At 44.0% G+C, this 13,422-nt stretch carries 9 protein-coding genes; all 9 read left to right on the forward strand.

The genetic code is table 11. The features are described 5' to 3' along the window. On the forward strand, positions 1 to 227 hold a 227-nt coding region (locus AC1DUA_RS00320), incomplete at its 5' end, for a DUF7737 domain-containing protein (protein WP_477497822.1). A 223-nt stretch (positions 228 to 450) separates the two neighbouring features. Beyond that, positions 451 to 1,275 carry a protein-glutamine gamma-glutamyltransferase gene (locus AC1DUA_RS00325; protein ID WP_477497823.1) on the forward strand — a complete coding sequence of 275 codons (825 nt, stop codon included), beginning with the start codon at positions 451 to 453 and terminating at the stop codon, positions 1,273 to 1,275. Between the two features lie 93 nt (positions 1,276 to 1,368). Next, positions 1,369 to 1,941, forward strand: coding sequence for a hypothetical protein (locus AC1DUA_RS00330; protein WP_477497824.1), 573 nt, complete (start codon positions 1,369 to 1,371; stop codon positions 1,939 to 1,941). A gap of 209 nt (positions 1,942 to 2,150) precedes the next feature. Continuing rightward, positions 2,151 to 3,074: a sulfate adenylyltransferase subunit CysD gene (gene cysD / locus AC1DUA_RS00335; RefSeq protein ID WP_477497825.1), complete on the forward strand. Its 924-nt coding sequence runs from the start codon at positions 2,151 to 2,153 to the stop codon at positions 3,072 to 3,074. Between the two features lies 1 nt (position 3,075). Then, on the forward strand, positions 3,076 to 4,716 hold the full coding sequence (locus tag AC1DUA_RS00340; protein WP_477497826.1) for a GTP-binding protein: 1,641 nt from the start codon (positions 3,076 to 3,078) through the stop codon (positions 4,714 to 4,716). A gap of 332 nt (positions 4,717 to 5,048) precedes the next feature. After that, positions 5,049 to 9,068, forward strand: a complete 4,020-nt coding sequence (locus tag AC1DUA_RS00345; protein ID WP_477497827.1) for a YncE family protein — start codon at positions 5,049 to 5,051, stop codon at positions 9,066 to 9,068. Further along, a complete protein-coding gene (locus AC1DUA_RS00350) occupies positions 9,049 to 9,921 on the forward strand; it encodes an S-layer homology domain-containing protein (RefSeq protein WP_477497828.1) in 873 nt (290 codons plus the stop codon). The genes AC1DUA_RS00345 and AC1DUA_RS00350 overlap by 20 nt, the downstream gene beginning before the upstream one ends. Positions 9,922 to 10,556: 635 nt before the next feature. Continuing rightward, on the forward strand, positions 10,557 to 11,660 hold the full coding sequence (locus AC1DUA_RS00355; protein WP_477497843.1) for a slipin family protein: 1,104 nt from the start codon (positions 10,557 to 10,559) through the stop codon (positions 11,658 to 11,660). Positions 11,661 to 11,667: 7 nt separating this feature from the next. Continuing rightward, positions 11,668 to 13,317 (forward strand): limonene hydroxylase, encoded by a 1,650-nt coding sequence (locus AC1DUA_RS00360; protein ID WP_477497829.1) that lies wholly within the window; start codon positions 11,668 to 11,670, stop codon positions 13,315 to 13,317. Positions 13,318 to 13,422: the final 105 nt, after the last annotated feature.

The following is a 13,422-nucleotide window of genomic DNA, read 5'->3' on the forward strand; positions in this document are numbered from 1 at the left end:
GGGAATACGGGGTTCATCTCGGGAGCGGGACCGTACAGAAGCAAGCTGCCGGCACCCTATATATCTTGCCTGTGCATTCTCAGCACCGCGGCAAGTTATTCCTTCCGTTTATGGATGAGGACCCGAAAACATCAGAGATACTGTCCAAAATCGTAATGCTCGCCCAAGACTCAAAAATCAAAGATCCGCATATTCTGGAGCAGCTTAAAGGAGTGCAGCACGTTTAGAAACCGCGAGCGGGTTACATTTACCCGCTCTTTTGTGTTGCTTCTATATCACCCATCCTATCGAGTAGAAGATAATAATTTAAGTTTCGGTTTTAGCTTGCTCGTTGAGTTTCTCGGATTGATCTTATTGAGAGTGGCACCTAATACACATGATTCACATAACCCGGAATCTCCACATATAAAAATAGGTGAATCACACTTACTTCATTACGAGGAGAAGTCCATGATTGTAATCGAAGGTACCAATTACGTAACCTTTGGAGAAGGTACGCTGTCTGAGCTGGAACTAGCCATTTTCCAAAAGAAGCAGACCAGTCCTTATGAGTATCGGTATGACTCCATTCATGAATTGCTTTTTGAGCTGCACATGCGAACGCAGATTATGAAATCCGCGAAAGAGCTGAGTCGAGCTGGTGTCTATTTTGCAGGATTCGAAAGAACCTTATGCAACCCGGCATATTGGCACTTAACGGATGAAGGCAGGTTCCAGCTGAATAGTGGAGTTGCTCCAAAGGACGCGATCAGGGATATATTCACAAATAGCGGCTCTTACGGATTCGAATGCTCAATGGCTGTCGTTGTGGTTTTGTATCATGCACTCATACAATCGATAGATCCTAAGCAATTCGACCGATTATTTGCGGATCTTTTATTATTTGATTGGCATTCCAATGGCAAATTGAACCTCATCGACCGATTCAATAAGGAGGAGGCTGTGATAGGGGATGTGCTTTATTTCGAAAATCCCGACGTGGAACAATTGCTTCCCTGGTGGAAAGGGGAGAACGTCGTCTTGCTGGACAACGACCTTTATTATGGTCATGGTCATGGTCTCGGAATTGCTTCTGGGGAGGAAGTCATTCACGTGCTCAATAAACACAGAATGTCTGGTAGTACGAAATCAGCCTATCTAACAGATCGTTATGTTCATCCTGATTTCTCCTACTTCTCAGAATTTCAGCACCCTTCACGGGAACGGTCCATGATTGTCAAAATTGGAGATTGGATTCATGTGCGAAAGGTTGGATATTTGAAAAAAACAAGATAAATGAGCCCAATTTCTGTAGACGAATACCCTAATTGCGATTCGGTGCATAGGATGACGTATTGACATATGCCTACCTTAGAAGGGAGCAAGAAAATGACAAAAGACAGTCGATCAACAGAGAATAGCTTGCCTATCTATCATGCTTCAACAAGAACAGAGAAACTTCAATCCGTTCCACAAGCTCAACCGGTTCAACCCATTCAACAAGCTCAGCCAGTGCTGCCCATTCAACAAGTTCAACCTGTTCCACAAGCTCCAAAATGGACCGGAGATAACCTCCCTATTTATCAGCAACCTATCGTAGCACCAGTCGTTCATTCTCCAGCGCAACCGCATCACGCCCAAGCTCAAGCTCATTACGCACAGCCTCATCAAGTTTATCATCCGCATCATCATTATGCTCATCACCCACACCATGTCTATCATCCAATGCATCATGTTCCTTACCATCCGATGCATCATTACGTTGCCTATGTTCCGCATCCCTATCATGCATATATGCAGCATCATCCCATGCACCACCAACAACACCATGTTCAGCACCCTCATCATACGGGGCAACACCACATGGGGCAACATCACATGGGACAGCAACACAATATGGGGCAACATCACCATACAGGGCAAAATCAACAACATCACACAACTACAACACAAAACAACTAGTACGGTTACGAAATTCCAAATAAACCCTAGAGGCTATAGGCTTCTGGGGTTTATTCCCATTGTTCATTAAATTACTACGACATTATTCGAGGAAAATGATAGAAAAATAGACAAATTTACTTTCTTCCACTTTGCATAAAAGCTAGAATCTGATAGTATATAATAAAATACCGATGGATTTAGTAAGAATTAAAGGGAGGCACCTTTCCATGCAAAAACTGATGCTTGATTCCATACAAGAAATGACGCATCTGGATCAACTCGAGGCTGAAGCGATTTATATTATCCGAGAAGTAGCCGCGGAGTGTGAGAACCCCGTAATGCTGTATTCGATCGGGAAGGATAGTTCCGTGATGCTGCATTTGGCGCTGAAAGCTTTTTATCCCGAGAAGCCGCCATTTCCTTTCATGCACATTGATACAACGTGGAAGTTCAAAGAGATGATCGAGTTCCGCGACCGCAAAGCCAAAGAATTCGGAATCAAGATGATCGTTCACTCCAATCAAGAAGGGATTGAACAAGGGATTAACCCTTTCGATCACGGTTCCGCGTATACGGACATCATGAAAACCCAAGCCCTGAAGCAGGGATTGGACAAGTACGGATTTACGGCTGCGTTCGGCGGCGGCAGACGTGACGAGGAGAAGTCGCGTGCGAAAGAGCGGATTTTCTCCTTCCGCAATAAGAATCATGCCTGGGATCCGAAGAACCAACGCCCGGAGATGTGGAAACTTTTTAACACGAGAATTAATAAAGGCGAAAGCATTCGCGTATTCCCGATCTCCAACTGGACGGAAAAAGATATCTGGCAATACATTCGCAGAGAAAATATTGATATTGTACCTCTCTATTTTGCACAGGAAAGACCCGTTCTTGAACGCGATGGCCATCTCATCATGGTGGATGATGAACGTTTGAAACTCGAGCCTAATGAGAAAATTGAAATGAAGAAGATGCGATTCCGCACACTAGGCTGCTATCCTCTTACTGGCGGAGCCGAGTCAGAAGCAGATACGCTGGATGCCATCATCGAAGAAACGCTTGGTGCGGTTTCATCCGAACGAACTACTCGGGTTATTGACCAAGAAGCGGCAGGAAGTATGGAAAGACGCAAACGGGAGGGTTATTTCTAAAATGAAAAGTCTGCTTAAATTTATTACATGCGGAAGTGTAGACGACGGGAAATCCACCTTAATTGGACATATGCTTTATGAAGCAAAGCTTCTATTCGCCGACCAGGAGAGAGCGCTGGAGCTGGATAGCCGACTTGGTAGCCGTGGCGGTAAAATTGACTATTCCTTGCTTCTTGATGGGTTACTGGCTGAGCGTGAACAAGGGATAACGATTGACGTGGCCTATCGGTATTTTACGACGGATCACCGTTCATTCATTGTAGCAGACACACCGGGGCACGAAGAGTATACACGTAACATGGCAGTAGGCGCATCCTTTGCGGACCTTGCCGTCATTCTTGTAGATGCAACCAAAGGGGTCATTACCCAAACCAAACGCCATACCCGAATTTGTGCACTCATGGGCATTAAACATCTTGTTTTGGCTGTGAACAAAATGGATTTAGTTCATTTTGAACAAAAGATCTTTGAAGAGATTAAAGATGAGTTCTTCCAAACAGCAGGTGAATTCCATTTTCAAAGCATAGAAGTGATCCCTGTGTCTGCGACAGAAGGGGATAACATTACCAAACAATCACAACATACGCCTTGGTATGAGGGCCTTCCTTTATTATCTTATTTAGAAAATGTGGATGTTCTTGAGACTAATGATGCCAAACCGTTCATGATGCCAATCCAGCGTGTATGTCGACCGGACCATACGTTCCGCGGTTTCCAGGGCCAGATTGAGGCTGGTAATATCGCGGTCGATGATGAGTTGACCATTCTGCCGAGTCGTGAGAAAGCGAAAGTCAAACGCATCTTAGTGACAGATCAAGATAGGGAATTCGCCTATGCGGGACAACCTGTAACCATTCAGTTGGATCGTGAAGTCGACGTTTCACGCGGCTGTGTATTCACGAAAGATGATCAAATCAAAGAGGCTGATCGCTTTACTGCGACGATTCTGTGGATGGATGATTCCGTGCTGACTCCCGGCAAAAATTATTTGGTCAAAGTAGGAACGAAAGTCCTGCCTGGTACCGTGACAGCAATTACTCATAAAATCGATATTAATACAGGTAGTACCGTTCCAGCCGATCAAATTGTCAAAAATGAAGTGGCGAAATGCGAGTTTTCTTTATCCGACGACATCGTTTTTGATTCCTTTGAACAGTATAAAAGTATTGGCGGATTTATTCTGATCGATCGTGTCACCAACATGACATCCGCTTGCGGAGTGATTGAACAGGCTATTCAAAGCTCGAACAGCGTTGTGCAGTTTGATACGGAAGTCACCAGAGATGTCCGTGCTGAGCAAAAGGGACAGAGTCCGCTAACACTTTGGATCAGCGGTTCGGCTTCGGATAACTTAGCTGTAGCGAAGGAAGTTGAGAAACGTTTGGTATCGACAGGTTACCATACGATGCTGCTTGAGAGTAGCCAAGGAGAAGCTTCGCAGCGAATCGCTGAAGTGGCCAAACTGATGAACGATGCGGGACTTATTGCTTTGGTCGCGAGTCAGAATGACAATGACCGAGCAATTGTGCGGGACATCATTGGGCAAGAGTTGATGGAAGTCGACATCGATACAAGCAAGCATTCGATTGAAGAGGCTGCGAGTGATGTTGTGAAGCGGGTTGTGCGGTTTTTGATTAATTAGAAGATGAAGTAATAATTTTTGATAGTGAATCCCTACATCAGCGATGTGGGGATTCTTTATTTTATTTCAATAACATTGCCTTATGTAAAATTATGGCGAACGAACTATTAAGATTTTACAAAGTTAGAGGATAATTGGTGCGTGCAACGAAGTCATTACAAATTGACATAGCAGGCAAGCTTGCTTGGGGATGCGTCGTACAGAGTTTAATTTTGAAGGGGAGATGTATTTTCGCAATTTAAAGGATGAGACTTAATAATTTGTAGTACATAATTTACAAAAATAACTTTAGAACATAGCTGTCAAAGCTCAAAGTGGGAGGATCATTTTTCATGCATTCTAGAACGTACAGGAGTTTATTACATAAAAAAATATCTATAGTCCTATTGGCTATCTTTATGGTTCTCTCATCTGTTTTATTCCCGGGGATAAATGCTAATAAAGCATACGCAGGAGCTGTAACACCTTCACCGCTTACACTTACAAATCCGATCCGGGAATGGATAATGGATGAAGCGCGAGGATATATCTACGCTGTATCTAGTGAGGCTAATAGTCTACTATTTATTCGTATGAGTGACCTTCAGATAGAGAAGCAAGTAACGCTCGGTACTGCACCTTCAGATTTAGTACAATCTGGCGGCAAGCTTTATGTCGCTTTGTCAGGAACAAAGGCCATTGCTATTGTAGATATTACTCAAAAGGAAGTAGTTGGCTCGATCACAACTTCCATAAAGCCTTATGAACTGGCCATTGACGGTAATAAGCTGTTCTACGCAGAGTATGACCAGTGGTGTCATGTAGCGACATACAATTTAACAACACAAGTAGAGACTGTGCTGGATCCAGGATTTATGGGTAGTTTCTATCAACCCGATCTTGCTGTTGATGCGGTAAACCATATTCTGTTTATTGGTGATTCGGGCTCGGGTGGATCCGATCTTACATCATACAGCACGACTACGCTGCAGCCACTTTCGAAAACTAATTATAGTAACGGCTATGGCTTTAGTTATCCGGGCAGAAAGGTGCTTGCTGATGGGAATCAGGTTTTTTATGCGGGCTACCGCTTTAAAAATACGGACTTAACCTCCATTCAAGGTACCTATCAGTATAGTGCAATGTATATTGTAGGCAACACAGTTTTTACCAGCAATTCGGGAAATGATGTACCGTCCCACAGCTATGTTTATGATCGGGAAGGCTTTACTCAAATTGCCGAACTTCCTGTGGCTTCAAGAAAAATTTTAATGGACAGTCAGAATCATGTCTATTCCTATACGGGTTCGAATGATAGGAATCCTAGCACTCCCAACGTTATACAGATCATTAATGTGAATCTGGCGCCCTCCACTCCTCCGGTATCTTGGCAGACTGACGGTCAAAAGCTGGTACTGGATAAGTCTGTAACCGATCTCGTATACAGCAGTGATGGTGCGAGCCTGTTCGCCATCTCCTCGGAAAACAATCAGTTGATGAGGATTCGAACAAGTGATATGACCGTTCAAGAAACCCGAACCATAGGGTCCAACCCTAATTCGATATTTATAGATCATGACAAGTTATTCATTGGCAATGCATCAGCGACTCAGGTTATGAGAGTGGATACTCTTTCTGAGACAAACGTCAACGGAGCTGTCTATTCATGGGATGTCGGCAGCTTTGTAAGTCAAGTTGTATATAGCAATCAAAAGCTGATATATACCGCATCAGATATGAGTGTTTTCGGTTATCCGGGGATTCATGTCGTTGATACTGCAACAGGAATTAAGGCTAATTACGCTACAATCTTTAATCCAGGTCGTATGGTCCTTAGTCTAGGGGACAATGCATTATACTTTGGAGAAAAGTCAAATTATTCCACTAGTTGGGCTTTTAAGTTTAATCTAACCAATTTTACGCAGCAAGCAGTTTCTCAAGCCTATAGCAACGCATTAGGCCAGATCACAATGAATGGAAATGATCTATACTACGCGAGTTATCTGTTGGATAAAAATACACTTCTTCCGATTCCGGYATGGAACGGTTATTTTGGGGCTGCAATTATTGCTGCTAAGGGAACAAATATTTTTGCAAAAGATTCGGTTTGGAATCGGGATTCGTTTACCATGCAATACCATCTACCATTCGCGACGAAGAATGTGCTAACCTTACCAAACGGTGTAATGGTTGTGGTATCTGAAGACGGGAAAACCTTGCAGAAGTTCACTAATATGCAGGCGCTTCATGATAGTGCACCAGAATTTAATCCGCCGTCGCTGCAAGTTTCTAATGTAAATTTTTACGATAACGATGCTACTGCAGGAGAAATAAGTGGGAACATCAATTGGAATACCACACCAGGTACCTCCTATATAACCAGTTACACGGTGTATTTCTTAAATCAAAATAAGAATAAAATTGGAAATAAAATAACGGAAGTTCCTTATGCTGCAAATAGTTCGTACTATAACTACAGTCTTCCAGAAACTATCATACCTGCGGGAGCATTGTATTTAGGTGTTTATGCTAAGAATGCTATTGGAGAAAGTTCTTCCGCCTCTACTGTTATGATATCGGATTATGTCGGTGGCGGTTCCGGTGGTGGAGGGCCATCCTCCTATTTTGAGTACACATTAGAAGATCAGAACCCAATTCGTGGGAAAGTCCATCCATTAGTGAATTGGTTTACTCCAATTGAAACTATTTATTCGGGCTACCAACTGATTTTTACCGATGCTTCCGGAACGGCGCTTGGAAGTGCGTATAGCGTTCCAAAGAATTCATCGTCTTTTATAAATTATCATATTGATATTGCTGAAAACTTGGTACCTGCAGGAGCCGTTTATCTCGATTTGCGACCAATGGACTTGTCCGGAAATATAAGTACAGAAATGTACCGCATGCAAGTTTTTGACAATACTATGAGCAGCCCAGTAATTGTAGGGACGAATCCGGCGATTCCAGTTCCAGACCTTTTGTTCCCTTATATCTACGATGAAGATAAATCCCGTGGTAACATTGGCGGCTCGATCAGTTGGTATGACCTTACTTCAGATGGAGCTGCAACAGGCTATGATCTCTATTTTGTAGATAAAAATAACGTAAAACTTCAATCCATTGCTGAAGTAACACAAAGCAGGCTCATTCGTCCAAGCCATGGGTTCAACTATCCAAGTTATGAGATTACTTTGCCTAATGGTACTGCAATTCCAGCGGGCGCCGAAAGAATTGGGATTTTTGGTAAAAATAATCTAGGTGAAAGTACTAACGGATATTATTTCGGACTATGGGATAACATTGAATTCGATCCCTTTAGTATTTATGTCGAAGATATTGATACTAGCGCGAAGAATTTCAATGGTGTATTGCACTGGGTTCCTTTCATTGATGAAACGAGTGTGAAAAATTATGTTGTCAAATTTATTGATTCTATAGGGGCGCCAATGGGGGGCACTTTTGCACAAGTCAGTAAAGGGCAGCAGCAGTATAATGTATCCATCTTAGATACGCAGATCCCAGCAGGTGCCACGAAAGTGAGGCTATCGGCTATCAATTCGGCAAATGATGAGAAAGTATTGGGAGATTATTATTTGTTGGTAAATAACATAGCGAGTGAGCCTGTTTCTAACTTGCCGATAACTTATCAAACTCCAGTTGGGTACTTACAACAGAGGGACGATGATGGAGATAAAGGAGAAGTGGGTGGCTACTTATCCTTTTATACAAATAATAATTTCTATGGTACTATGCGTTACGAGGTTTACTTTGTCGACGATCTACTGCAGAAGCTCAAACCTATTATTAGTCTGCCAGTAAATCAAAATGGAAGCTATGAGACCACTATTCCTATGAATACACAAATTCCAATAGGGGCAACCAAGATTGCTGTTTATGCAGTTTCCACAATTGGGATGAGTACTCCTTATACAACTAATTTAATTGATCGGACTTACGAACGTTCGTTGACACCCGATCAAATTCAAATTACCAATAATAAGTCCGGGACCCCCGATACCATTACTGTCTCGGGATTAAACCCTAGTGACGTCGTTCGAGTGTACAGAGACTCAAATTCAGCTAATTCATTCTTACTGAAAGTAGTTGAGGGTAATGAGACTTCAGTAAACTTTAGCATTCCGCAGTTGGGAACCGGAGCCGGAAGTCTTTATTTCTCAGTGCAACGTGGTGGGGATATTCCGAGCTTGAAGATTGAAAAAGCGTATACTGCTGAACTTGTTAATCAGATTCCACCTCCATCACAACCTGCTAACCCTGTCGGAGGCGGAGGCGGTGGTGGCGGCGGCGGCGGCAAGAGCTTGCCTACGCCGGACGCTAACGGCAAAATGACTTATGAAGATTACAAACAGTGAGTTTCCAAAGGTGAGCAGCTTCCTTGCTGCCTCTCCACTGGTAGAGTTTACTTTAACTGAAAAGGATAAGACGGTCACTGCCTTTAATAGCCCAGTTGAAGTTGTATTCCACTATGATCCGTCGAAAGTAAAAGACATTAGTAAATTAGGCGTCTATTGGCTAGATGAGACGACTAATACTTGGACTTACGTGGGCGGAACACTCAATGGGGATGGTACGATCACCGCATCGTTACTTCACTTCTCTAAGTACGCAGTACTAGAGAAAAATGAACAAGCACTAGCATTGACCACTTTCGCTGATATTCAAGGCCATTGGGCGCAAGAGGATATCCAGCAACTGGTCAGCAAGCAAATCGTGGACGGCATGGATGCTGACGCCTTCCAGCCGAACAGCAACATGACCCGCGCACAGTTTGTTACGATTCTCAAGAAAGCTATGAATCTGCCGGATCAAACAGCCACTAATCTGTTCTCAGATGTAGCTGAAGATTCGTGGTACAAGGATGCTGTATACGCTGCTTATGCTGCGAAGATTGCAGGTGGCACAGGCGATAACACATTTGCTCCGGATGATAATGTTACGCGTGAACAGTTGGCGGTCATGATGGTCGGCGCGTACCTGAACGCTACGGGTAAGGAACTGAGTGATCTTGCTTCAGCTCAACCGTTCAATTATGCTGACGCAAGCAGTATTAGCGATTGGGCAAAGCAATATGTAGCAGCTGCTACAGCACTTGGATTACTGAACGGTATGGACGATACTCATTTTGCTCCTGCTCAAAATAGTACACGGGCACAGGTGGCCACTGTTGTTGTGCGTATGCTGAAACTAATTAGCGACGTGAAATAAGTTTTGCACCAAATAACTCTACATCATTGATGTWGAGTTATTTAACGTTTCGCTTCCGGATCAAGGAAATACACTTGGGCGAAATGGAAAAATTACGCAACGTCGTAATACTTTCACCATGTTCGTTATTTGGGAAATAAGCGAAGATAGAACCTGTAAGGCTTACATTGTTTCTTATGCGGACGGTCGTAACGAGGCGGGGATATCGAGATATCCCGCAGTGCCGGGCATCGTATGCTACGGTATCCTGTACGATCGGATCGGTAAGAAACCACTACTTGGGGTTCGATTCCCCAATCGCATAATGAGCGATTCTGGTAGAGTACTCGACTTCCAATCGAGCGATGAACAAATTAGTAGACCTTGTTAGAGGGAAGCCTCAGCCTAGCTTTGAGTAGGTACTGAGAAAGCAGCTTTGCAGCCTGTGGATACCGGTTCGAAAATAAAGTACTTGGCCACGTAATGGCAAGATGAGGGAGCGCGGGCTGAAATGTGGAGACCGCATCACCATCAAAACGTTTCGTACGCAGGTACCGATTTTTCAACCATAAGCTGGCTCCGCTTCTTGATCAGGAGGTTTCCCTAATAAAGGTCACAACACCCCACAAAGGTTCCATGAAATGAGGAGATAAATGATGTTTAAGAAAATTATCGTGAAAGCTGATGAAAGAGGATTACTCTTTAAGAGAGGCAGTTATGTGAAGCACTTGCAACCAGGTGTTTATCGACTTGCTCCATTTTCAGATGATGAAATCGTGTTGATGAATGTCACTAAACCATTTATCGTGCAGGGGAAGGATCTGAACTTATTTCTTCAGGATGAACGGTTGCTTGAGGAGATTACCGTTATTAATGTTCAGGATCATGAGTACGTTCTTCATTACGAGGATGGAAAGTTCGTATCACTTATGACAGCCGGTAAATACGCTTTCTGGAATGTGATGAAACAGCATGACTTCACGCGGGTGGATATTCGCCAACCAGAGGTTGGTGTAGAAGTAGATAGAGCTATATTTGCGAAAGTTGCAAGTCATTTATATGTTTTGGAAGTGGCTAGCCACGAGACAGGGATGCTTTTTTATAATAACGTTATGCAGAAGGAGCTTGCCCCAGGAAAATATTACTTCTGGAAGGGGCCAGTAATAGCATCGATAAAAACCGTGGATCTACGTCAGCAACAGCTGGATATGACCGGTCAGGAAATGATGACGGAGGATAAGGTAACGCTTCGCTTAAATTTCGTCTGCCAGTACAAGATTATTAATCCGCTGCGTGCACTGGAAATCAAAGCTTTCGAAGATCAGGTTTATGTTCTTTTACAGCTTATTTTGCGTGAATACGTCGGGACATTGAAGCTTGATGACTTGTTGCGGATGAGGCAAGAGATAGCGGCATTCGTACTATCGCGTCTGAACGAAAAAAGTGAGGATTACGGGGTCAAATTCTTTGCTGCCGGTGTAAAGGATATTATTCTACCTGGGGATATAAAAGAGATACTTAATACAGTGCTTCTAGCAGAAAAGAAAGCCCAAGCAAACTTGATAACCCGTCGCGAGGAGACCGCTTCTACCCGAAGTCTGCTTAACACAGCTAAGTTGATGGACGAGAATCAGACCCTATTTCGCTTGAAGGAGCTTGAGTTTCTTGAGAAAATTTGTGAGAAAATCGGGACGATTTCGCTCACTGGCAGAGACAATTTGCTGGAACAGCTGAATTCGCTTCTTGGGGGAGCTAAGTAATAATAGAGTGCAAGCGACTGGGCGGGATCAGAGACTTGATGAGTTGTTCCGCTCTAAGCTGAATGAGTATACGAAAAAGGTGATGATAACGATGGTTACATTTCTTTGTAAAATCGCCCGACCTCTCTGGGAAGGCAAATCCTCCATTTATTCATTTATTAAGGAGCAAGGCGAGACCGTAGGCAAGTCGCTGCCAGATGAGGAAGAATTCTGGTCCGGTAGTAAAGTTAGGTGGGTAGCAGGCGGCCTGGATGGTGCTTTCGGACACCATGCGGGGCCAGGTCAGATGACGGACGAGACGCGCGAGTTAGTCCACCTTCTGGCGAAGCAATCAAGAAATTCGAAGAATTCAATTAGAAAGACGCTATATACTAAGCTTGTGAAGACGGATATTGGCAGCAAAATTGATTTCATTTTAGAAGAGTTGCGTAAGCAGCCGGGCATACAGCCTGATGCTTTAATCCAAGAGGCAAGATGGTTCGCCGAAAATGGGGCACATCGCAATGTCGTCAAATTCGGAATTGCGCTGCTGGGCCTTTTCCAGAACGAGCAAGTGAAGGAACTTCTTCTGATACTGGGGAGGCACGATGAATTTACATTATATGCTGCGGTTGCGATTCGGAATGGCATGGAGGACAGCAACCTGATTCTATTTGAACTAGCTAAGCATGTCCATGGGTGGGGGAAAATCCACCTCGTCGAAAGACTCGAGCCAGCTACTGAGGAGATTAAAGACTGGCTGCTGCGCCAAGGCTGCAAAAACAGCGTTATGAATGAATACTTAGCTTGCATTTGTGCGAGGAATGGCGGATTGCGAGAGGCGCTCTCAGCCAATTCGGTAGATAGCGCATTGTTCGATGGGGCGACGGATATTATGGAAGCGTTATTGAATGGCGGTCCTGCAGAGGATATTGACGATTACGAGTATGCTCCGCAGGTCGTGTCCGATTACGTGAGGCTCGCCCAGGAGATGGGTTCAGCTGCTAAGCATCTGTCTGTCGTGTTGAGCATTCGCGACTTCTTGGCTCAGGACGAAAAGAATTGGTCTCGGCGGATGTCGGAAGGATGGACAGAACAGGTAAGAACTAATAGTAGGGATGTATGCGAATCAATAATTACCAATGCCAAGTGGGTAAGCATTATAACGCACGCTGTTAGCACCGGTAATTCATCGAATCGATACTATGGTGCAGCATGCGCGGATAAGCTTGGTGTGGATATTTGGGARACGCTGTATGGTCAGCTTGCCGCAGATCCGCTGCTGGATTTTCATTACTTTCAGCTCATGAAATCGAACGACCCGAACCGTATCCGGCAATTGGTTCAGTTCGCCACTGAACATCTTCCGCTTCAGCACATTGCTACCGGTCCCGGCGATGAGATGGGTCTTGGCCAAGAATATGCGGCACATTGGAATTTGGATACCATTTTGCAGAGTTTGGATCAGTATGAAGGGATCGGTGTTGAACTGATCTTGACGGGTCTGAACAGTCCTGTAACCAGAAATCGGAACATGGCGATCAAGGCGTTAGAGGGTTGGCATGTTACCGCCTGGGATGAGCGGCTTATTAATGTAGTTAATCATTTGTCGGAGATAGAACCTGATGACTCTGTCAAAGAACGGGTTCATAAGCTCATGGAGGATAAAGGGCTTTAATCGCGTTAAAAGTAAACATACAAAATACAGGTAGCTATCGTTGTTGTGCGTTTGCTGAAAAAATCCCTACGTCATTGTGATGTAGGGATTTTTTTATTTGTGAAG

It is taken from the genome of Paenibacillus sp. 01T422, assembly GCF_056398785.1.